Annotated in this window: 12 protein-coding genes; 2 read left to right on the top strand and 10 right to left on the bottom strand. The window is 39.8% G+C overall.

Features of this window, described 5'->3' with window-relative positions; genetic code table 11:
* Nucleotides 1-90: 90 nt before the first annotated feature.
* From PLEUR7319_RS0124615 to PLEUR7319_RS0124600, 4 genes are all read right to left on the bottom strand, one after another.
* Nucleotides 91-1,413 (bottom strand): hypothetical protein, encoded by a 1,323-nt coding sequence (locus PLEUR7319_RS0124615; protein ID WP_019507892.1) that lies wholly within the window; start codon nucleotides 1,411-1,413, stop codon nucleotides 91-93.
* 225 nt (nucleotides 1,414-1,638) lie between these two features.
* The gene (locus tag PLEUR7319_RS0124610) at nucleotides 1,639-2,496 is read right to left on the bottom strand and encodes a methyltransferase domain-containing protein (protein WP_019507891.1); all 858 of its coding nucleotides are present in this window, start codon (nucleotides 2,494-2,496) and stop codon (nucleotides 1,639-1,641) included.
* A gap of 165 nt (nucleotides 2,497-2,661) precedes the next feature.
* Entirely contained in the window at nucleotides 2,662-3,117 is a 456-nt protein-coding gene (locus PLEUR7319_RS0124605) for a hypothetical protein (protein ID WP_019507890.1), read from the bottom strand.
* Nucleotides 3,118-3,209: 92 nt separating this feature from the next.
* Nucleotides 3,210-3,812: a GNAT family N-acetyltransferase gene (locus PLEUR7319_RS0124600; protein ID WP_019507889.1), complete on the bottom strand. Its 603-nt coding sequence runs from the start codon at nucleotides 3,810-3,812 to the stop codon at nucleotides 3,210-3,212.
* Nucleotides 3,813-4,037: 225 nt separating this feature from the next.
* On the opposite strand from PLEUR7319_RS0124600, the gene PLEUR7319_RS40235 reads away from it, so the two are divergent.
* A complete protein-coding gene (locus tag PLEUR7319_RS40235) occupies nucleotides 4,038-6,977 on the top strand; it encodes a GAF domain-containing protein (protein ID WP_019507888.1) in 2,940 nt (979 codons plus the stop codon).
* A gap of 80 nt (nucleotides 6,978-7,057) precedes the next feature.
* A complete protein-coding gene (locus PLEUR7319_RS0124590) occupies nucleotides 7,058-7,981 on the top strand; it encodes an FTR1 family protein (RefSeq protein WP_019507887.1) in 924 nt (307 codons plus the stop codon).
* A 101-nt stretch (nucleotides 7,982-8,082) separates the two neighbouring features.
* Here PLEUR7319_RS0124590 and PLEUR7319_RS0124585 read toward each other — a convergent pair whose 3' ends face one another.
* The 6 genes from PLEUR7319_RS0124585 to PLEUR7319_RS0124560 all read right to left on the bottom strand — a co-directional run bounded on the left by PLEUR7319_RS0124585 (nucleotide 8,083) and on the right by PLEUR7319_RS0124560 (nucleotide 24,787).
* Nucleotides 8,083-16,347 (bottom strand): LamG-like jellyroll fold domain-containing protein, encoded by an 8,265-nt coding sequence (locus PLEUR7319_RS0124585; RefSeq protein ID WP_019507886.1) that lies wholly within the window; start codon nucleotides 16,345-16,347, stop codon nucleotides 8,083-8,085.
* Nucleotides 16,348-16,835: 488 nt separating this feature from the next.
* Nucleotides 16,836-17,312 carry a Tic20 family protein gene (locus PLEUR7319_RS0124580; RefSeq protein ID WP_019507885.1) on the bottom strand — a complete coding sequence of 159 codons (477 nt, stop codon included), beginning with the start codon at nucleotides 17,310-17,312 and terminating at the stop codon, nucleotides 16,836-16,838.
* Nucleotides 17,313-17,426: 114 nt separating this feature from the next.
* Nucleotides 17,427-18,089 carry a class I SAM-dependent methyltransferase gene (locus PLEUR7319_RS0124575; protein ID WP_019507884.1) on the bottom strand — a complete coding sequence of 221 codons (663 nt, stop codon included), beginning with the start codon at nucleotides 18,087-18,089 and terminating at the stop codon, nucleotides 17,427-17,429.
* Nucleotides 18,090-18,341: 252 nt separating this feature from the next.
* Nucleotides 18,342-21,335: a UPF0182 family protein gene (locus PLEUR7319_RS0124570; protein WP_019507883.1), complete on the bottom strand. Its 2,994-nt coding sequence runs from the start codon at nucleotides 21,333-21,335 to the stop codon at nucleotides 18,342-18,344.
* Nucleotides 21,336-21,758: 423 nt separating this feature from the next.
* The gene (locus PLEUR7319_RS36590; protein ID WP_019507882.1) at nucleotides 21,759-23,279 is read right to left on the bottom strand and encodes an ATP-binding protein; all 1,521 of its coding nucleotides are present in this window, start codon (nucleotides 23,277-23,279) and stop codon (nucleotides 21,759-21,761) included.
* A complete protein-coding gene (locus PLEUR7319_RS0124560) occupies nucleotides 23,276-24,787 on the bottom strand; it encodes an SLC13 family permease (RefSeq protein ID WP_019507881.1) in 1,512 nt (503 codons plus the stop codon). Before PLEUR7319_RS0124560 ends, PLEUR7319_RS36590 begins: the two co-directional genes overlap by 4 nt.
* Between the last annotated feature and the right edge of the window lie 10 nt (nucleotides 24,788-24,797).

Genomic DNA, 24,797 nt, shown 5'->3' with positions numbered 1-24,797 from the left:
CTGCCTAAATATGCTCAAGGTATTAGTAAATTAGAATTTATACTGACATATGTAGTTTCAAATCTTTTCCTCACTTGAAGGTCAACAAGATTATGATTGCAAGCTGCTATCTAGAGAATTTTCGCTCATTTCGGCAATTGGTTCGGATGTAGCCAGTTCTTCAGATGAAATAGTTTGAGGCTCAGTTTCTACGACTGCAACAGTATTAAATACTTTTTCGGTTTCTTCAACGGATTCTGCTTCAGTTGCTACATCAATTACTTGCGGTTCAGTTTCGGCGATCTCTACCGTATCTGTAGCTTCTTCGGTAACTGCGACAGATTCTGTTTCAGTTACTTCTTCAATTTCTTGAGGTTCAGTTTCGGCGATTGGACTCCTTCCAGGCTTCGCAATCGCTAATGTTTCAGCTACTTCTTCGGTGACTTCGATAGCTTCAGCTTTAATTACTTCTTCAATCTCAGTTTCCACAACTGCAACTGCATCTGCCACCTCTTCTGTAAATTCGATAGATTCTGCTTCGACTACTTCTTCAACCTCTTCCAGCTCTTTCAGTTCCTCGGATAGGCTAGCTGTTGTTTCCGCAGCCTTCTGCATTTCATTCAGTTCCTCGGATAGGTTAGCTGTCATTTTTTCCGCTTTTTGAATTCCAGCTAGTTCTTGAGGAGTCGCCTCTACCTCTACATCCTGTTGAATTTGAGTTAGTTCTGTCGATAAGATAGCCGCCATTTGTTCAGCTTTCTGAATTTCAGCCAATTCCTGAGGAGTTGCTTCGAGATCTACATCTTGTTGAATTAAAGCCAGTTCTTCTGATAGAGCGGCTGCCATCTGCTCGGCTTTTTGAATTTCAGTCATCTCTTGGGGAGTGGTGCTTATCTCAACTTCACCCTCAAGCTCGTTCAATTCTTCCGATAAAGAAAACAAATTATCACCGACGTTGGCGACTAAACCTTGACCCCAATCTTGAAGATTCTTGATATTATCGCTGAGGTTAGAAGATAATCCTGTCGCCCATTCTTGGAAATCTAAAGTATTCGTAGTCAGATTTTTACCCCATTCTTGAGCATTATCGAGACTAGTGCTGATGTTAGAAGTTATATCTTCTTGCAAGTTATTTAGATTAACTGTAGATGATAAATCCGCAAGCTTAGATTGAAAATCACTTTTAAGATTATTAATAGGATTAGTAGCAACAACTGGTTCTAAGAGTTCAGAAGTAGCGACTTGTAGTTGATGGATCTGTTCTTGCCACTCAAAAATATTAGACTGTTGTTCCCGATCATCACCACTATTTTGAGCTATTGAGATATTGCTTGAATTTTGTTGTGAATCTGCTGTTATATTCTGTGCCAAGGCAACAGGTTGTCCTAGTAGTAAGATTCCCAGCATAGTAGAGATGAGCAGGCGGTAACGCATTATTGAACCTCCAAGAATTCATTGAAATTGAGTACATAAGCTGATAATAAAACAGCAAATGTAACAAAATCGGGACGTACCTCTAACCCCTATTGGACAATAAATTTAAATTAAGTTATTAGTTAATCACTAATTGTTCCGTAGTTTTAATTTTTTTTGCTTGGTGTAGAAATGAACATGATCGATCTTGATAAGTTATTTACTGGCGTATCCAGTTAAGCCTATTTATTTGGTAGCACAAATCAAGCCGAAGCGAATCAACCCTCTGGCATAACCTCGGCTCATCAGGTTTAGGGATAATGCTCCTTGAATAGTTTGCCAACCTGCTCGAAATAAACCCACAATTGCTTGAGGTGCGATCGCTGAATCAATCACGACATCCCAGAAAGGTGCGACTGCCATTGACCAATCATCAGCTCTTATGTCTTTAAATCCACATTCTTGGGCGATCGCCCTATACTCAGATAAAGCTATAACGTAAGGCAAACAGTAAACGCGATAAATTTCCTTAAGATGAGCAATTTCATCGGGAGTTAACTCACCAGCCAAAGAATTTGTCTCACGGTGACACCAAGTAGCTAAAATCATCTTGCCACCCGGCTTTAACACTCGATAACATTCTGCCAAAAATTTAGTCTTATCGGGCATATGTTCGCCACTTTCTAATGACCAAACTAGATCAAAAGTATGATCGGCAAAAGGCATTTCTAAGGCATTAGCTACTTCAAATCTCACCCGCTCATCTAAACCTGCTTCCCTCGCTCTTTCTTGAGCTCGCGATACTTGTACAGGAGACAAGGTTATACCTGTAGCTTGGCTACCAAATTTCTGAGCCAAATATAAAGTACTGCCGCCAATACCACAGCCAACATCAATTATATTTTGCGGGACATTATGGCGATCGTAACCAGCCCAAACTAACAACTCTTCAATTAATTCTATTTGTGCCTGACGGCGATCTAGCTTATAGGTACCTCCCTTGCCATAGTAACCGTGGTGCATATGCTCACCCCAAATTTGCTCCCAAAGTCCACTAGAAGCATCATAAAATTCTCGAATATCTTGATATAAGTTATTGCTCATCAAAGTCCGCGATGATTGCGATCAAACTTTTATTACTGTACCTGAATAACTTATTTTTCGCCGATAATCATACACAAGAGTAAAAATTCTTGAATAAATCTAATGATTTTCGAGGTGATATTGCAGAAGCAATTAAAACTTGACAAAATACTCTAATGATATTATTTAAAGTAGTTCGATATTTCTAACCTTACGTATTGTTTGAGGTAATACGCCTACTAGTAGGGCAAAAGCTTCGTCAGGTAAATTAGATACTGTATCGCGATCAAACCAGTGTTCAAATTGATTTAAAATGACTTGCGCTCTTTGGGTTGGTTCAGGATTATCAATAATTTGTTTAGTTAATCTAACCCACTGTCGTCGCATTTTATAGGCTTGCTTTCTATCTTGAGAGGTTTTGGGAGACACCAAAGACATATTGCCGACAGCGATAATATTAATTACATCAAGATCGAATTGACCTCCAACAATCGCACCCGGTCCAGCAAATTCAGCATGATACTTTTTATACACTACCAAACCATTTTTGCGACGAGGATTAACTATCAATAATTTTCCTGCTTTTAACTTTGATAGAAGTTGACTGATTTGTAAATTATGGTCTATGTTTTGCTGGTTCACTCTCAGAGTTCTCTGTCCAAGCTATTTCTTTGAGCGGATCATTTTAACATTAGCATCATAATCTTAAAATAAACACCAATATTTTTAGGCGGTTAAATTTGTTTTTTTAATAGTAAGCGAGGTGAATAATCTAACCAAAATTTTCCCCAACTAGCTTCTATTTGTAATATTTGGTACCCATTATAACGATAGAGCTGTTTGGCAGATTGATTGCTGTCTAAAACGTGAAGTCTAGTTTCCTGATATCCCCAGTCGGCAGCTATTTGTTCGCATTTAGCTAAAAGCTGACTACCAATACCTAAACGACGATAGTTGATGTTAACTGCTAAATTAGAAATATAAGGATAGTGACGTTCATTAGACCAAAAAGAAGCAGAGCGAAGAGCTATCTCTACAGTTCCAGCAATTTGAAGATTAGAATCAGAATTATATTCATTTGCTATCCCTTCTTGATTATGATTAGCTAATTTAGCTACCAGGCAACAGTAAAGTGGCGAACGAGAACGTAAACGATAGCGTAAATCTTCGTTAATAGTAACTTGTATAAATGGATAAACCCAATGAGCGAATTCGGGTAAATTATAAAAACTTTGCGCCAAGATTGAGCTGATTGCCCTGGTATCTGCTAAGTCAGCAGGATCAATAGTCAATTGCAAATTGTTGTTGGCATTACTATCAACTGATTTGAAAACCATCAATTAAGAAATAGAGTTGATTTTTTTAGCTATTGTAATTGCTTATCTTGCGGAATGAATTATTTCTCAACTTGTTTGGGAATAATCATATTATGCCTTTGACTATTAGACAGTCAAATTAATTTACCTCTTAGAAAATCATTTTCTTTTTTCATAAGTTTTCAGCTTCTTTATTAGTGCTGATTTAAATTAATTACTTTTCACTCCGAACCAAAGCCTAAATTAATGCTTCAATATGAATATAATCAGCTACTAACTAATTTGTCTTGGGAAAAAGTAGGTCAAACTATTGTTACCACTGTAGGACAATTGGCTCACGTAGACATTGCTATCTTATATCTTAGTAAACTACAGTTAAATAATGAGCAATACTTTTTTTATCAACAACCTAATACAGAGTTTCCTAAAGTTAATCAAAGTTTGTTGAAGTTGACAGTCAAACCCCCCTCAGAATTATTGATTGATGAAAATTTGATTGTTCATAAATACGAAGAATTAGAAACTAAGACTCAATCTATCAGCAATTGGGCTTGTCTCAAGGCCAATATTAGTTCTACCATTTCATTTTTGTTATTTTCTCAACCTCATTTAGTTGCTTCTTTAACTATACATCGCTGCCGAAAGTTGGGTGGTTGGCAAGAGCAAGAGATAGAAACAGCCAACATGATGGCAACTCAGGCAACTTTAACCATTTCTCAAATGCTATTAGGGGAAAAATTGAAGGAGCTGGCACAAAGAAAAACGACTATTAATCGCATAATTGCCACGATCCACTCTAGTTTGGAACCGCCTGTTATGTTTGCCACGATCGCCAGAGAGTTAGCAGAAGTCCTCCAGGTTGATGGCTGTAGTTTATCCCTCTGGACTAAAAATGATCGTTTTGTCAAATGTACGAGTTTCTATCACTCTAATCAACCGCCGCAAATTACTCAAGATATTGATGACTGCCTACAAATCTTGAGTTCTGGGAAATCTCAAGCAAGTCCAGTAGGTGCAACTGAAAAATGTTCTATTGTACCTATTGCCGAAAATCCTATTTTACAAGAACTTTTAGCTACGAAAAAGCCAGTGTATGTTGCTGATTTGGAAAAGCAAAAAGATCTGGCTGACTATGAGCTTCCCTGCAATGCTAAGGCTAGAGCTTTTTTAATTGTTCCTTTAATTATGGATCGGGAAATTATTGGCAACATTACCCTCCGGCAATCTGATACTCCAAGGTATTGGAGCCAGGCAGACATTGATTTAGCTGAAGCAGTCGCCTCCCAAGCTGCGATCGCTATTTCTCAGGTTTTAACCCACCAAAAAATCAAGGAATTAGCTCACAAGGAAACTACGATTAATCGCATTACAGCTACCATTCGTTCTAGTTTGGAGCCGCCAGTAATGTTTGCGGCAATCACCAAAGAACTGGGAGAGGCTCTCAAAGTTGATGGTTGTACTCTATCCCTGTGGACCAAGAGCGATCGCTTTGTTCAATGCGTCGGTTTATACAATCCTTTAGAACCACAAAAAATTATTCAAGATTCCCTTGATTGGCAACAAATTATCAATTCACCGACATCAAGGACGAGCGAGATAAATTCGAGCGATATATTCTCTGCTATCCCCATTGCCGAAAATCCACTTTTACAAGCACTTTTATATACTAAAAAGCCAGTCTGTATTGCCGACTTGGAAAGTCAAAAAAAACTGGCTCGTTATGAGCTTCCCTGGCATGCAAAAGCTAGAGCCTTACTAATTGTTCCTCTAATGGTCGAAGCTGAAGTTATTGGCAGCATTACCCTCAGGCAATCTGAATCTATACGTAGTTGGAGTGAATCAGACATTGATTTAGCCGAAGCGGTAGCTTCTCAAGCTGCGGTCACTATTTCTCAGGTTTTAACCCACCAACAGATTAAGGAATTAGCCCAAAAAGAAACTACTGTTAATCGTATTACTGCCACTATTCGTTCCAGTTTAGAACCACCAGTAATGTTTGCGGCAATCACCAAAGAACTGGGAGAAGCTCTTAAAGTAGATGGCTGCAGTCTTTCTCTGTGGACGAAAAACGATCAATTTGTTAAGTGTGTCGGTTTGTATAATCCCCATGAACCGCAAAAAATTATTCAAGATTCTCCTGATTGGCAGCAGGCTACAACTTCGACTGTCCCGATTGCCAAAAACCCTATTTTACAGGCTCTCATATTTACCAAAAAACCTGTTTGCTCTACAGAATTAGAACAGCAACAAAAAATGGCTCGCTATGAACTTCCTTGGCACTTTAAGGCTAGAGCCTTACTAATAGTGCCTTTGATTGTCGAAGATGAAATTATTGGTAGCATTACCCTCAGACAATCAAGTAGCTCCCGCAGTTGGAGTCAGTCAGAAATTGATTTGGCCGAAACAGTTGCTTCTCAAGCAGCGATCGCCGTACAACAGGCAAAATTATATGAAACTACCAAACAACAGACCGAATTACTAGAGCTCAAAGAAGAAAAAGTTAGGCAACTAAATACTTATCTGACAGAATCGGTTTTAAAACGATTTTTACCAGCAGCAATTGTCAATAAAGCAGCAACAGGCAAATTATCTCTAGATTTAACTCCTGAACCTCGTCGAGTGACCCTCTTATTTTGCGATTTGGTTGGTTTTACTAATTTATCCAGTCAGTTAGATGTGGTTTTGTTGGCTGAAATACTCAATGAATATCTCGAAGCAATGAGTAAAGCAGTCTTTGATCGTGGCGGTACAGTAGATAAGTTTATTGGCGATGGAGTAATGGCTATGTTTGGCGCACCAGAAGATTTATCTTGTCCAGAACAAGCCCAGAGAGCGATCGCTACTGCGACAACCATGCACTATTATCTAGAAAAATTAAACGAACGATGGCAAGCCAAAGCCCTCAAAATGAACAGTAATATTCCTACTTTAAAAATGCGTTGCGGAATCCATCAAGGAAAAGCTGTGGTGGGAATGTTTGGTGGAGGGCAAAGGAAGGATTATACTGCCGTAGGCAAAGTGGTTAATATTGCTGCTCGTTTGCAAAGTGTTGCCGAACCCAATAGTATTTTAATTTCGTCGGCAGTAGCTAATTGTCTGGGTAATCTGAATTTGGGTCAGGCTCAAAGTTTCAGGCTTAAAGGACTCGATCAGGATTTTCAGGCATTTATGTTCAGCATGAATTAGCAAAATAATTTAATCACATAGCTTCTACTAAAATAAATATTTATACTTAACTTCACTCTAGCTCAATAGCAAACCTAATTATGGATTTATCGGCGATACTACCCACGTTTGTTGTTACTTTACGAGAAGGATTTGAAGCTACCCTAGTAGTTGGTATTGTTATGGCCTGTCTTCAAAAAGCTAAGCAGCCTCAACTATATCGCTGGGTATACCTTGGTGTCTTGGGGGGCATTATTGCTAGTGTCGCCGTCGGGTTTCTCTTAGCGGGGACTCTCACAGGAGTAGAGAGTAGAGGAGGAATCTACACTCCAGTAGTCAAACAACTCTTAGAAGGGATTTTTGGTGTAGTGGCGATCGCCATGTTGAGTTGGATGTTGCTCTGGATGACTAAACAGGCAAAATCCCTCAAAGGAGAAGTGGAAGGAGCGATTAATTCGGCGTTAAATCAGAATAATGCCGAAAAAGCAGTATTTCTCTTAATTTTTATTGCTGTCTTACGAGAAGGCTTTGAAACTGTTTTATTCATCTTGGCAAAATTTCAGCAAGAATGGACTCTGCCTGCGGTAGGTGCAGTTACGGGCTTAGCTCTGGCAGCCTTGATGGGGGTAGCATTATTCTCTTTGGGAGTGAAAATTAATATCCGCTTGTTTTTTCAAGTGATGGGAATTTTACTTTTATTGATTGTTGGCGGTTTAGTTATGGGTGCACTCAAACATTTTGATGCTGCTCTAGCTTTATTCTCGCAATTATCACTTAATAATTGGTGTATTTCGGATGGCTCATCCTGCATCTTGGGGACACAAGTATGGGACGGCTCAAATCTATTACCCGAAAAACAATTTCCAGGGATAATTTTAAAAGCTCTTTTTGGTTATCGTCAGACTCTCTATTTAGGACAAATTTTGGCCTATATTTCATTTTTAGCAATTATCGGCACAGCTTATTTTCAAAGCCTAAATCCCAAATCATCCCCAAGCAATAAACAATTAAAAACTGAAAATTAAACCACAATCATACTTGCCATAATCAAGCAAATTAATAATAAAGCGATCGCTTTTCTCTTATAGCGATCGCTCAGCCTCAACTAAGTGTTTGCTGTTAAAGGTTAATCAATTAATTCTAGAACTCCGAAGTAATTTGCGGCTAGAGTGACAATTTCACGTTTAAATTCTGACAATTCAGGCATATAGGTATCTATTGTTAAATACACTGCATCCCGAAAATCTGGCCAATGATCGGTTTTGTTTTGAACAAAGGGCCTGAGCCTTTGTAGTAATAGCCAGTTACTCTGAATTTCCGCCTGGGATAAAGCTTGCGCCAAATTCTGTGGCGGGGCTGTCGGATCGGCCAACTCTGGCAAAATTCGACTTACGAAAGTAACTCGATGGAATACGCGCCAACAAGGAGGTGTATTATTGGCTCCTTGTGCTTGTCGCATGGCAATTGCATTGGCATGATCGCTTTGGGCTAGCCAAATTGGGTCAATGACTTTATTAAACAGGTCTTGACCATTATCTTCATCTGCGGAGAGATAGAAAGTCATAAAGCGGTAAGCATCAACTTTACCTGGCACAATAACGGCATTTCCATCAACATCGTATTGGCGAGTCAAGCCTACTTCATTGTATGCCTGTAAATCACCAGGAGGATCGACCATCATCTCAATACTAAAGGAGTTGGAAGATTCTTGACTTTTGCTCTTAGTCAGGCTCATGCCTCCTCCCATCATGCCATTGAGTTCGATGTCGCTAACTGTAATTCCCCCAGCTTCAGCCCAAGCACGAAAAGAGGTGTCAACTGAGAATGTCCAATTAAAGGAGCCACTCTTAGTTTCTTGACGCACAGAAGTTACTTGTGTGGATTCTTCAAAGAAACCACCATCGGCTGTCCAAAAGTAGGTGTTGACCAAATTGCGCTTTGAAAATTGATTTGATAGATCTCGACTTTCAACACTTCCTTGAATAAGATTGCCGATTGTTGTTCCTACACTAGCTCCAAAGGCCACTAAAGGAAATGAAGCTGCACCACCAGCTAGATTGTACGTTGCGATATTTGCAAGAAGACTAGCTGTACCTAAACTTGATCCTCCAATAATTGCACCTAAACCACTATCTAAGAAACTAGTATCAAAATTTTTGTAGTAATTTCGGAGCGCTTCTTCCTCCCGCTGGATTTGTTGCTTGAGCTTATAGGCTTCGGTTGGCTTGAAATAGCTATATTCACCATAACTCTGCGTATTCTGATAATCAGAATCGCTGACTTTACCTTTGCCATCATAGCCAACTACACCATCCAGCGTCCCTTGCTTGGTGTAGCGTGGGTTAATTGGGAATGGAATTAAATTTCGATCTTTTGGAATATCTGGGTTAGGGTGCATTTGGAACGAAACCAATGCATTGTTGTGCTCTAACCGCAAAGCAAATACATCGGCAGTGTCAGACTCGACGACAGCAAACCCCACATTGGCAGGTTGAAAGCGCCGGGTCATAGAATTGTTAAGTTTTTGGGTTGGATCTTCCCAATTTCCACCTAATGTCACGGTTAAGCTTTTTGTGACCTGAGTCCCATAGCTAACCGATTCTTCCGATCCCCATGTTCCTTGAGTGTTTAGGCTGGTCTTCGTTCCACCTCCCAGATAAAACTTTGCTCCAGTCATATTGCTGGCAATTCCAATCCCAAGAGGCGCTGTTACGATCTGAAGCTCTGTCTCAACTGCATTCTGGAAAGCCAGTTCAAAGCCACTATCAAAACTGCTTTCGCTGGATGTGGAGAAACTATATTCAACACTCTCTGCCTCTGCCACTTCTAACTCGCTAGCCCCAACATAATCATAAATCGCTGGATCGATCGGTCCTGCTGTCAGGTTCTCGCTAGGTATAGGGGGTGCTCCTTCTACGTAGCCAATGATTTGCGGATCGTATTGGATTTGTCCTACCCATTCCAGCTTCAAGTTACCAATTTTGTAGCCTGTTACCAGATTCCACTGTCCATCTTTAGTGAAAGAATAGCATCGCTTCATCACACCCGAGAGTTGACTTGTTTCGTCAGTTTGAGTGTCGCCATATTCCTGCACCGCTGGAGTACTAGAAATCGTGCCGTGGAAAGAGGTTTTAATGCCGGCAAGAGCAGAGCGGACTAGAGCAATATCTTCACTAATTGGTGCATCCGACAAAATAGTACTGGGTTTCTGTTCTCCTGTCCCTAAAGGCAAATTCAAGCTCTGCAATCCATCATCAACCAGCTCAGAAGCTTCATCATCTAAATGATCGAAGCGGTAGTAGGCGATCAGCTTACCTTTTTCGCCCCTGAGACGCGTAAAGAGGTTGTCTAAAATCTGCTCCTCTGTGCGCTTGACTTTCCAAATTCGGACTTCTTCCAAAACGCCTTGGAAAGCTTCCTGCACAACCGAATCATCCTGACGACCTCCCAGCGTGAATTGGTCTATTCCCCATACCGGAGATGATGTCATACTTTCAGTTGATACTTTGTTGCCATTGACATAGAGTGTCAAGCTAGCCACATTAGGATCGGGATTATTGACCCAGTTGATTGAAGATCCATAGAAGTGAGCATGGGTGTCAGCATCTTCAGATGTTGCTCGAGCCTCATAGGCGATATCTCCTTCATTCTTATTCAGTTGCCAATGGGCAACCAAACCCGACTGAATATCTGGAATATCTTTAAACCGCTTGATTTGATTAAGATCGAGAGCTTGATTCCAGAGACGGACTTCACTAATAACGCCTTGGAAAGGAATGATCTGATCGCCTTTAGAAACTCGCCCAATCTCTAGCACCTCGTCGCTGCTCCCAGTCTCAATGAGATTGCTAAACTCTAGTTCATCTGCAAAGTCATTGAAGGTTTTAGGGTTGCTACTCTCAAGATATTCATCAGTATCTTCTTTGAGATAACAAGAGATAGTGTATTGCTTGATTTGCAGCGATCGCTGAGCTGTACCCTTGATTGTAACAACGTCACCATTATCAAGCCGTTCATACTGATCCGTATAGTTTCCATCCTCATTACGTTGTCGGGTTAAGGAAATGGTTTGGCTCTGTCGTACCAGAGCCAAGCGGAAGAAAGACGATTCTTGAATAGTCAGATCGTCAAACTTATGTTCATGCAGTTCACCATCTCGATCTTCAAAGGCAAAGACAATCTGACCTTCTTTATTGATATACAAAGCATAAGGAACATACCGATCATCACTGTCTTCTAAGACACCTTTTGACAGTAATCCTCGCTCTGTCGAAAGATTCTCCACTTCAAAGAAAATCTCAATAGTCAGCTCACCGTTAAGGTCAAGGCTACTACTCTCCCCAGTTTGGAGATAAGTATCTGTTTCACCAGGGAATTGCAGGCCATAGGATTGGGAATAAAGAACGCTCAGGTGTGCCCACTGATTCGTCAAGAAGGCATCAGTCGATCGCGCAAACTGATTGCCGACCCCAGTAAATACGGCATAGTCGATCTGAGGCGATGTAACCTGAGACGGGCTACCGTTAATGGCTCCATTATGTCCGTGACCACTGCGATCGAGCGCTTCTCCATTCAGGAATTGCCAGTAAGCTGTTAAACCTTCTTCATCACCTTTTAACCGATGATTGCGATCGGCATTGATTTGTTCTTGGGTACGAGGATAATTCCAAATGCGTACCTCATCGATCGCTCCTTTGAATGTACCAGCCCAGTACTTCCCAATGTAGACGGTTCCAGTGCCAATAAATGGCTCAGAGGTAGAATTAGAAGTAACTGCAACTCTTTCACCATCCACGACTAAATATAAAGTAGATTCCTCTTCTTGGCCATCAATGAATATGGTTTGGGTCATGGAATCAATGTCATAACGCCAGGCTAGATGATACCAACGATTCTTCTTATTTAGTGTTCTCTTAGTCTCCGTATCATTATCAAAGAAGCCCATGCGGACTTTTCCATTTGTCAGCACTATCAATTGCAAGACCTTGTTCTTTTCTTCACCAGAGGGGATATCCATCCCTAAAATTGGTTGCCAGGTCTGTTGAAAGTCGTCGCCTTTAACCCACGCTTCAACAGTGAAGCTCTGATTGGTTAAGCCCAATTCTTGTGCTGAACCAAGGGAGATGTAATCATTAGTACCATCAAAATACAAGGCACTTTGATGATTTGCTTTTTGCAAACCTAACGTATATTTGGATGTATATTTGTTGGCAGAGCTTGTTTTATGCAGAACTCGGGTCATGCTGTAAACGTTTTTGGGTAATATCCAAGCCTCCAACGTGAGATCTCCTTCTGTTGTAAATGCTTCTACCTGACTGAGGCTAGCGCCGATGAAGTTCTGATGACCATCAAAGGAGAGTGCTTGACCTGGTGCGTCAGCAACCCACTGGCAAGGGAGGGCAGTACGAGTACGACTTGCTTCGCCATCTTGAACCCATGATGTTGCATTGCCAGCAGCAGCATGGAAGTGGAGTGAGCCATACCGTAGTGTGTACGAGGCATCAGATTCCCCATTCTTTTCCACTATGGCTAGGCGGTTGTAGGCATAAGGTACATAATAAACTGCCGTATCTTTTTCTTTTTCTGATAAGGTTTCAGTATCGACCGTTTCAATTGCGATCGCTGTTGTCTGGCTAGAAGCTGTTACATCACTGCTGACCGTGACAATATTGTTACCAATCTGTAACTTATCTCCGGCAGTTAAAACTCTAGCCGGCTTTCCTTGAATGGGTAATGAATCAACCCTTCCAGATAGAGTTTCGCTCAGGGAACCGATATATACCAGATCACCAGCTTGACCGTTGAGTACTGCGGCAAAGCGGTTTCCAGCTCGAGGGACATCTTGCCAAAGTTCTGTAATAGCTGTACTGGGGTTTGTAATAGTGACATGGCAGGTTTTATCGTAGTTGCCAGAGCTAACCTCAATGGTCGTATCACCATTGACATCGCTTTCTGCTGCACGGCTCTCCAGCAGTAGTCTCTCACTGGAATTAGCTAATCCTAGCTCGAATTGCGATTTAATATTCAGGAGATTAAAATAGGCTGCAAAAAATTGATCTTCATTACCTCGAAAATAAAGCCCTAATTTTCCATTTGCACTTTCAAATAAATAAGGCGCATGTTCACTGTATGCAAATCCTAAAAGCCCCCCAGATACAGTCAAACCCATTGAATCTACATACAACAGCTTGAGAGAAATTGTTCCTAGCTCAATAACCCCCTCAATTTCTTGAATGTTGCTATTGATATTTTCTAGCTGAGTATTCAGATCAGAAATTCTGAAATCAGATAGGTAGCATTTATTTTCTGTGGGAGATCCAATAATTGCTCCGTTATCTGACAACGCAAGCGAAGCACCAAAATAATTTCTTCTTACAACTCCTGAAGTTCCTGAGGCTAGATTTTTGGGAGAGAAAAACTCACTGTTTTTCCTCCAAACACTACCATCAAATTGGAACAAGTGAATAGCTTTACAATTTCTCTGGAGACCTCCAATCAGAACCCTGTTATTGTGAATCGTAATAGATTCTAAATTAAAATCATCTGGATGCAATCTATCCTTTTCTAACCATTCACCATCTGAGTAGAGGTAAGAATAGCATTCGTTATTAGTACCAATAATTAACCAATCAGAGCTAAGGGCGACAAAACTTCCAAAATAACTGCTTAGTTGTTCGTCTATTGGAGTCGGACGAAACTTTCTAAATAGATTCCATTCATTATCTGCATAATGATATAAATACGCTGCTCCTACATTATCAACATAGCCGAACTCATCTGATGTCAGTTCCTCCCTCTTCGCACCAATAACCATCCAATCCCCATTAATGGAAACTGAACAACCGAACTGATCATCTCCTTCATGAGATTGTTTAGTTGTTTGACCGTAAATTTCTGAACGAAATTGACTCCAGCGAGTACCTGTTTTTTGATATAGATAAGCTTTCCCTCTAGAATCTCCTCTAGATTCAGGAGCACCAACAATTATCCAATCTCCACTGATGTCAACAGCATTTCCAAATTTCCCTCCATCACCTCTAATTTCATTAACTTGAGTCGTGTTTTGGCTAAGGTATTGATATATGTATACTCCTCCATAGTCTCCAAAGTCACTGCTGAGATCAGGAGCACCAACAACAGCCCATTCTTCATCAATGGCAACACAATGACCAAATTCACTATTTGACTGGCGTGCATTTATATCACTTTCTGCCTGGAGTCTCTTATCTGTATATGTCCATTGCTCATTCTCTAAATAAAACAGATATGCTGCCCCATCACTTCCATCAAAAGGAGCACCAACGATACACCAATTTCCACTTAATGATATAGAACTTCCAAAACCGGAACGATCATCAGAAGATGAGCTTAGCAGATAATTCTCTGTATTTTCCAATGTTGGAAAATTTATCTCTTCTTGAATTTCAGCTCTTTGCTCATATAATTCGCTTAGCCTATCAAGGTTTATATTGTTATCATTATTAGACAATATTTTTCCTATCGGTAAAATCTCTGGAAGTTGAGCCAACTTACCTTCACGAGAAACCGAAATATCTAGGGTCGCAATGTAAGGTTTATCATCCTCAGCACCAGGCTCCTCTATCGAAGCAACTGCCAGCATCACCCTGGCATTTTGCTTAATAGGCTTGTTTGTCTGGTCATAGCCAGAAGCAATATTCCCTTGTTGGTAATACAGTTTCGCTGTTATATCCGAGAAAACCTGCCGACCGCTAAACCTAAAGCTGTTGCGACTGATACCTGGCCGATCGCCAATAGGAGCGTCAGATACGATCCAAGTTGCTCCATGAATAGAACCATGATTGGCATTATTTGTTTGGTCATGAACAATAGCCCCTGTTCCTTCATCAAATCGCCAATACCCAGATAGACCAGGTTCATAACCATTGAGACGATAGAATCGATTATCCGCAATACTGTTTTTATCTCGGGCAATATTCCAAATACGAACTTCATCAATCCAGCCGAAAAAGGCGCGTTCTGGGTAACTATCACTCTGGTGTCTCCCTATATATAGATCGTTGCTCCATAAAGATGAATCGATGGGTTCAGTATATTGGGATTCAGCTACTAATTCTCCATTTAAATATAACCCGCACTTTTGAGTGTCTTCATTCCAAGTTGCTGCTACATGGTTCCATGTATTGACCTGGATGTGGATGGCATTGGCATCATCACCACTCTGAATATCCCAAACTGTTTGTTGTTGTCCATCAACCCTTGTGCCGTAGAAAAATTGAATTTGTTTACCTCTTGAGTTGATGTGAAATTCATGTTCGCTTCCGAAACCATTACCTGATGCTTGCCCAGCATAAAATACATGATGACGACCAGATACTGTAGAGGGCTTAAACCATAGCTCGATAGTGCCTTGAATCGGATCGATCAATGATTTATCTGGTAAATTGACATAAACCCGCTCGTCGGCTACTCCATCAAAAGCTAAGCCTGACTCTGCATATAGAGATTGAGTCTTAATCGGAATTAAATCCTCACCTGTAAATGGGTCGGTTCCTGGCGATCGCTCAAATACTGTATTTTGATACTCTGGATCGGGACTAGTATAAAATTGCGTTCCTTGTGTGTTAAATAAACCGTCCGACGAGCGCTCAAGGTTAAATGAATCAATGAAACCAGTCAAACTATTATGAGCAAAAATCTGCCAACGCTGCACATCGGCACTGACCGTAGGTAGCAATAAAACTGTAAATTTTCCCTGCTCTAAGTTGTTGACAAATGCTAATTCTTGAGTGGGTTCGTAGAAAGGGTTCCCTTCCATGTCATTGGCAGCCAAGGTGTCTTTGGTACTTTGAGGACGAGTTTTATTGCGGCTGCGCTGGTAACGTACTTCCTGTTTACGAACTAAGGTGTCCTCAATCAGGATAAAGCGATCGCAGAGAAGGCTATTATTTACAATTGGGACTTCATTGACTTGTACGATATAGTCGTCATCGGCAGCAATGGACTGGCGAAATAAATAAATATATCGATTATCAGATAAAACTTGAAAAGGTTGATTTGCCGTCAATCGAGCCGTTGTAGAACAGAATCGATCTGTGTCATCTTTATCAGTAACTTCAGTACCGTTTTCATCTTCAGACATCTTCTTAGGAGCGGCAACCGCAACTCCAACTTCCTCAATTTCTTCCGGAAACTCCAATTCACTAGGGCTGTTAGGCCAGTAATTAACATCGAGTTCGCTTGAATTTTCTGATTGTTCGGAATTATCTCGATCAAAATTTAGGACAGCATAATCAATTTTACGCTCACTATTGATAGCAAAGGCAACAACTTTGCCCTTGTGGCTCACCATACTTGTATGAGTATAAGTTTTTTCGCTGTAGCGTTTAGTGAAAATCTCAATGATGCTCATGCTCTAATACTCCTGAATACAACTCTAAATAACATTCAATCGAGATGAAAAGAATGCAGCAGAAGTATTGGTCAATAGACGAGAATTCTCAACTATTCACTAGAGAGAAACTTTTTTGAGTTTCATCTTATAGATCGTAATAGCGAAAATTTTCCTGTCAATTAACCTGTTGCAGAATAATGTTAAGAAATATTCCTGATACCCTTCATTATTGAATGGATATCAAGAATATTGCTTGATACTTCTCGATACTTCCTCTTCCAAAGATAATCTGATTTTGATTCTAAACGTTTAATTTAGTCATATTTCTTTAGATTGTTGGATTTTTTAAAATACTCAATCTCCAGAAGCATGAGCAGCAAAAAGTTGCTGTATTTTTCAAAAATGGGAACCATTTTTTGTTCTAAATAAAAAACTAAAGCGATCGCAATTATAAAAAAGCGATCGCTAATGAAAGAATAATATTGAAGTCTGTGACCGTTGATCAATTAACGAATTTGGGAGGAAGCTGCATCAGAAAGAACGGGAAGTTCGGCATATTCTCCTTGAATAGAGCGAAAAATACCATAGAAACAAGCAACAACACTACCCATAAAAATTGTGTTTGAAAGAGTTTCAGTGAGAAGACCTTGAGCGCCAAAAGCAGGTATCAAAATGCTCATAATCAGGCTAAATAAAATCTGGATTATATTCATTAAAATCGCTTGCATAGCACTAAAACGAACAAAATAGCTGACATTATCATTTCTGATTACTGCAAACCATAAACCAAAGAAAATGATCAAACTTGCAAAAGGCAGGCTATTTGTAATCCCATAAATTGCAATTAGAGGTGAGAAAAATTGGTACAACCAAGGAAATTGTGATAATAGTAGTATACCAAAAGGCAAGGAGTATACAAGGGGGAATAAATAGATTAAAGCTGCAAAACTACGGTCTTTAGCGTCTGTTACAGGTGTGTTCATATAATGTATGGATGATTACAGTTAATAGTTCTATCTTAAATCCTTCTTGTGGATGTAGGGTAAAGAATGGATTTTCAGCTGTCATTACATATAGCCTTTTAACCGGAGGAAGAGTCAACGCTTCAATGCCAAGGTTAAACCATCGGCGATCGGGAGCATACTAATAAAAACTCTTTCATCTTGGTGCATTTTTTGATTAAATTCCCGAATAGCGAGTGTTCTTTTATCAGTATCTTCTGGGTCAACAACTCTCCCAAACCAAAGCACATTATCTACAGCTATTAAACCACCAGTTCTTAGTAGAGTTAATGCCCGTTCATAATAGTTGAGATAATTTCGTTTATCTGCATCAATAAAAACAAAATCAAAACTTCCAGATTGCCCTTCAGCTATTAACCGATCCAAAGTATCCAGGGCTGGTGCAAGCTGAAAATCAATTTTGTGTTCTACTCCCGCCTCTTGCCAAAAACGACGGGCGATCGCCGTAGACTCCGGATCGCAGTCGCAAGCGATAACCTTACCATCTTCGGGTAAGGCTAAAGCTACCGCCAAAGAACTATAGCCTGTAAATACCCCAATATCAATGGCTTTCTTTGCTCCTATTAATTTAATCAGCATTGCCATAAACTGCCCTTGATCAGGAGATATCTGCATGATACTGCCTCGATGTTGGTCAGTTTCTGCTCGTAGCTTAGTTAAGATCTCTTCCTCTCGCAAGGATACAGATAGTAAGTAATTATAAACTTGACTATCTAACCCCAAACTTTTCTTGCTCATAATTTAATAACATGTCTTCCCATCAGTCAAAAACAACAAATTAAATATACGTGAATATACGGTTATTTTATTGTTATCTATTTTTCATATAATAATACGTGTTTTCCTTGTTGGACTTTGTTCGCGAATGCCCATCGCGAATTATTTTCCTGTTTATCCAAAGTCCAATGACTCTAGTTTTTTGCTTTTTATTCTGCCTCAGGTATTTCTTTAGATGACATTGTGAAATCATACGGAAATTATTTAGAATGACTATATGTCTTCTACTGGACGAATTATGATTTGAGGATTATCTTGCGATTTAAAAATTGCATCAATGCCCTGATCCAATGTATCTGCCATGACAATCTGATTTTGAAAAATAACAATTACTTTGGTTAAAGCAGGTAAGCTGTTTTCTTCCGCTTCAATATACAAAGGTTCAACATACAGCAACGATTGCTCAATCGGAATAATTAATAGATTACCTTGTATTGCCCGTGACCCCTCACGATTCCAAAGAGAAATCTGTTGAGAAATCACAGGATCTTGATTGATTAAAGCTTCTATTTGATTCGGTCCATAAATCAGTTTTTGTTTAGGGAATTTATATAACAGCAATTTGCCATATTCTGCACCATCGGAACGGGCTGCTAACCAAGCGATTAAGTTAGACCGACTCCTAGGAGTATAAGGATGCAACAAAATAAATTCTTCTTGGGTAGCAGTGGGGAGCTTCATGATAAGGTAGTAAGGCGCTACCTGCTGCGACTCTGTGCCATAAATTTCTTTGGGGATTTGCCACTGATCTTCACGATTGTAAAATACCTGAGGATCTGTCATGTGGTAAGTAAGTAATCTTTCTGACTGGATCCGAAATAAGTCCTCAGGGTAGCGAATATGGCGACGTAATTCTGATGGCATAGCTGAGAGTGGTTTAAATAGATGGGGAAAAACTTTGTCCCAGGTTTGAATTATTGGATCTTCTGGGTCTGAAATGTAAAAATCCACTTTGCCATTATAGGCATCCACCGCTACTTTGACTGAGTTACGAAGATAGTTAAATTTATTTTCTCCTGGATCGGAATAAGGATAGCGATCGCTAGTAGTATAGGCATCAATAATCCAATAAAGATTTTCGTGATTCTCATCCTGACGAATTTTCGCGGCTATTAAATAAGGATCTCGATCATAACTAAGAAAGGGGGCTATTTCTTCAACACGCTGTTTGATATTACGTCGAAACAGTAACTTAGTATCATCAGTAAAATTTTGTGCAAATAGCATTTGCCAATCTTTAAGATATTCGGCAAACAATATTCGTCGCCAGTAATTACCAATTTTAATTCCACCATTGCCATCGTAGGTGTTATAAACGTTTTCTTCTCCACTAGGAAAATCCAACTCCCTTAACTTAGTAGCAGTCATAATATAGGTGTTGGTTAACTCTCCGTAATAAATACGGGGTTTATCAAGGAGAATACTCTGACGAATTAAATCATCAGATGCTCTAAGCGTTCCAGAATCTTGGCTTCCTGTACCAATATCCTTAACGTAGTAGAAAGGTAATCCCCCTTGGGCGACTTGATTTACTGGAGAGAGAGTAAAACCATAACCATGAGTATAAATAAGATGTCTATTTACCCAGGTTTGGGCAATTTCTGGGACTTGTCCATAATCTAATTCCCGAGCTGCAATGATCACCTGTTGTTTATCGCCTTTAGCTGTATTAGCATCCTTACCAAGGACGTAGCGATCAATATCGGCATCGGCAAACTGATAATAGGGACGGATTTGCTGTAGTTGACGGTTAGTTTCTAGAATTGGGCGAGTATCCCACAACCGAATATTTTTGATCGTTAAATTGTTATTCTTTAGATCTTCAGCCGTTAATGCCCCCTGGGGATTAAAAGTTTCTGCCTCAATATTATCCAGGTTAAAGGCTCTGCGAGTCATCGCAATATTACGCTCGATATATGGTTTTTCTTTTACTAGTTCGTTGGGTTGTACCAATAGATGTTGAATTGTGGCACTAGAAAAATTACTCAGGGAAAAGACGAACAAATAGATCATAAAGGGCAAAATCAACCAAATAATGCGCTTTATTTTACGTTTCTTGAGCTGTAGATTTTGATATCCAGTAAATCCTTTGTATATCAACCAAATTGCACTAAGTACCGCTACTATAGTTAAAAATATTTCTATAGTTAACTGAACTTTAATACTGGTATAACCTGCACCATAAACTACTCCACTAGAGTTATAAAGTAGCTCAAAACGATTCAACCAATGTTGGTTAGCTAAACTCAACATTACTCCTGAGCCCAAAATAGAAAGGTGGCGAAGTTGAGGGCGAGAAAAACCTGGAAAACGACCCTCTGAAAGACTATTCCCTGATAATAAGTAAAATAAGGTGCAAGATATTAATGCATAGCAATACACTTCAACTAACCAAAATTCAAATAGCTGCCAAAGAGGCAAACGGAAGATATAAAAACCAATGTCTTTTTGAAATTGCGGATCTACTAAATTAAAGCTAGAAGGATTTAAAAAGCGGAGTACAATTGCCCAATTTCCTGCCCAGATAAACCCAAAAATAATACCCACTAAAATGACGCTTACTTTTAAACTAATCTTAGGTTTCCATAAAAGTAACGGCACAATAACCACCACAATTCCCAACTGACGGAGATAGCTCAAAATGAAGTTAGTCAGATTATCTAGGTCAAAGATATCTAGCGGGGGTTTTAAACGAGAAGCAATTTTGGGTAAGCGATAGCTTGTTTCCCAAACAGATAGTGCGATTTGGGTACTATGAAGAAGTATATAGGTAAGAGCGGCAGCAGCTGCGATCGCAGCCAAAAGTAATAAAGGTAATTTTAAGCGGGGAGAAGAAGTTTTTTGCTCAGAATCGGGTCTAATGGATAATTGTTTTCCCAAAGTAATTTTATGAGAATTTTGAGTAACAAATTGTTTTGGCAAGGAAGTATAGAAAACTCCGGCATCATACCATTCCTCTTTAGATCGCCAATGCCATTGCCAGCGACTTGCTAACCACAAATTCCACCCCAGAAATAAGCTCGTAATAATACAGATTAATAACCATAAAGTACACTCACTTCCCCGTCGAATTAAGAATGCTGAGAGATAGTCAACTTCTTTAAACCAGAGTATTTCCGCAAACCAACGTGAAAAAATCTCAAAAATACCCCATAAGCCTATAATAACTACAATTGAGACCGATAATGGTTGATAAAGACGTTTCATAACTTTAAACCAAATAACACGTGAGTTAGACGGTAAGTAAGTAGAGAAAAAAGCTGAGCAGTAAACTTCAAAAGTATATTATTATGAATCTAATCCCAGCTATGATGACCATTGTATCTCGCCTCAACCGAACTCCAATAGAAACAAGCTGATATCATAAGACATCAGCTTATCTCCTCTCGATCATTGGTAAATTTTATTTACCGGCAGTTTTATAAGTTGTTTTACCGGCGGTATTTATAACTTCATTGATTAAGTTATAAATACGTTCAGCTTGATATTTTATGCAGGAATTGTAAAACATATTTCTTAGTCTCTAAGAGTAATCCAAGAAAAGTGAATATCAATGAATCTCTGAAAAGCAGAGTGAACTTCATCTTTAGGAATAAAATCCTTAACCTTGGTCTACCCAGAACTGAGACATCAAACTTGTTGGGAAAGCTTCAAAGATGGCGATCGCAACTTTTTAGTCAGTATCGGTAACTTAATTTGTACCTGTGTGCCTTGATTCAACTCACTATTAAGTGTCAACTCTCCGCCATGCTGTTCGACGATCTCCTTGGTAAGTTTGAGTCCCATCGGCGATCGACTTTGCTGAGTTCCTGACAGTATTTCTGCACTATTAAAGAATCCATCGATCAAGGACTTTTTGATTCCCGTGCCATTATCAGTTACATCAATCAGTAACTCATTATCACTTACCACGTTAGTAAAAATACCAATTCGACCACCAGTTTCTGGAAGTGCTTCCAAGGCATTTTCTATCAACTGCTTAATTGCTTCTCGCAATTTTAGCCGATCTACAACTGCTCGTTTTACTTCTGGTGCGATCTCTAATTCAATACTAATGCTACGAGTTACCAATTCTTCCTGAAAACTAATTACGATCTCATACAGCAACGCTCGAATATCAATTTCTGTAAGATTAAGATCCAGAGGAAAGCCAAACTCGGTTAGATGAGTGACTGTACTTAATAGTTGAGTAACTTGATTAATAATTACCTGCTTCCTAGCCGTTTTAACGTTCCCGTTCCCGTTCTTGTAATCCAATTGAGCTAGTTGTACTTCCATTTGATTTAAGAGCTGGTGTACAAGTAGCCGGGAAGGTGCGTTCTTGATCGAAGAGCTATTCCCTGCTGCTGTCCCATTAACTGTTTCCAAAGCTGCCAGCTCTAGAAGTTTTTCTCGTTTTTGCAATGACTCGACCAGCCGATTGAAGGCGCGATTGACCGAACCAATTTCATCGCCTCTTTCCGCATCCAAATAAATTTGGCGACCGCCTTGACTAAGATTATCAAGAGCTTGCTTCACTTCCTTGAGGGGGGTAAACAGATCGGAGTTGAGATAAGCTATCAGCAGCAAGCTCAAGGAGATTGTCCCAAAAGCGGCCAAGATCAGAACCAATTCTGCTGTTTCTTGACTCTGTTTGACTCGTCTCAGAATTGCCTGACGGTCTTGTTGATCGGAATCAACTGCTCGTTCACCAAGTTTTTTAAACATTGGAATACTGGTGTTTTGAAGCTTATTTCTTCTTATCTCTAAAGCTTCGAATTTACGATCCTCTGCCAATAATTGTAAAATTTCTTCGCAATCTCTAAGCAATAATAAATAGGCGTTTTTGAGTTCTTGTATTTGCTTTTTCTCTGCACCATTGTGTGCCAATTGTGACCAATTCCGAAAATACTGCTGAACAGGAGCAATATCTGTTTCAAATTGACTTCTTGCATTAGGTTCACCTGTAGCGATCACATCTCGAATTGTTTGAGTCGCATTAATAACTCGCGTTTTTAATTCTTTGATTAGTAAACTACGTTGATAATGATTGTTGAGTTCTCGATTGCTGGTTTGCCAATTATAGATTGCCCACCCCGTTACCCCTGCATTGAGTAAGGCCAATACAACTAAACCACCAAAAGTAGATAAGAGTTTTTGCTGTAGTTTCATAATGCCAGGCCAATCCAGCGCCAGTAACCAAAATAAAATAAGATAATTAATCCCAAATGAACTAAAAGCAGAACAGAACTGAGACGGAGTAAATCAGTTGGCTGATAAGTTTGATCGTCTAGTTCGCAGAAGATTAATAGTGCCTTAGAACTAACAGGAAAGGTTAGACAATAGTCCATACCCAAGGTACTTAAGAATAAAACGGCTACTGGATTAAGTTGCAAACTATTCGCTAAGTACAACATTGGAGGTACTAAGGCTGCTGCCCTTGCTGTATGGGAAGTCATATAGAGGTGAGATGTGAGGGAAATTAACGCCAGTAGTAGCAATATAAATAAATGTGAGTTGCTTTGAGAAATAGTACTAATCTGGAAAATTTTACTGATGATCCACTGCGCTGCATCAGAATCAATTAGCGATCGCCCTAAGACTAAAGCTGCACCAACAAAAATAATCAAATTCCAAGAAACTGCTTTGATGCCTTCTTGCCAGCTCAAAATACCTAAATTAGGCAATGTCAATATTAAAGCCCCTGCCACAGAGATAGTGGCAATTTCATAGCCATGCCAATTTTCAGTCAACCACAGTAACACCATCATTAGGACAATAATAAGAGTTTTAATTTCCTTGGTCGAAAGAGGTTGTTGTTTTAGTTTCTGCGGTGGTAATGGGCGATCAAGTCGAGACTTATTTAAAAATAGTCTCATAATTACCCAACAAGAAGCGTAGCTAGCAGCAATGGCAAACGGTAATCCATAAATCGCCCATTGAGTAAAGGAAATTCTTTGCTGAGTAATTTGATATAGTAAGTCATTGGCGATCAAGTGAGAACCAGCACCAACTATTGCACCTATAGTTGAAACTAAGATAACAGTTGGCATTAATAAGGCGATCGCGCGAGTTATCCGCTTGTCATTAGTAGCAGCAGTAATACTACGAAAGACGGGGATCGTAACCGCCGCTCGACCAGAAGTAGAAGGAATTATGAAAGATAGAGGAATCAAAACGCTAGTTAACAGCCAAAAAAGACTGCGGACTGTATTAGCTCGCGCCACTACAATTTGAGTTAACCTTGCTGCTAGTCCAGTTTTTTGAACTGCACCTCCTAAGATAAAAGCTCCAATCATCAACCAGATGACATCAGAAGACAAGGCGGCAAAAAGTTGTTCTTGAGATGTACCACCAGTCAAAACCAATAGCATGACGGTTCCCAAAGCAACGTAAGCAGCGTTGATTGAGGTTGTTGACCATAATATAGCAGCTACGATAAAAGCAAACAGTGATAAACGTCCTTCTGTAGGGAGGGAAGTCGGCAATAAAACACTAATGCCAGCGGTGAGAGTTAACGCTAGTGGGAAAGCTGCATCAACTACCCAGCGTAAAGGTCTGGGATGGGATACTGGCAAGTTTTCTTGATATTTATAAGTCTTAGGTACTTTCTTAGAAGCAATCAATTGCTGTATGTCTCCTCCGTCTTTTGCCCTACTTCCCTTTTTTCCGCTCCGCAAGAATTCTAGC

It is taken from the genome of Pleurocapsa sp. PCC 7319 (genome assembly GCF_000332195.1).
Lineage (GTDB): Bacteria > Cyanobacteriota > Cyanobacteriia > Cyanobacteriales > Xenococcaceae > Waterburya.
The sequence above is the reverse complement of the archived record's forward strand: the minus strand, read 5'-3'. Positions and strand labels throughout refer to the sequence as shown.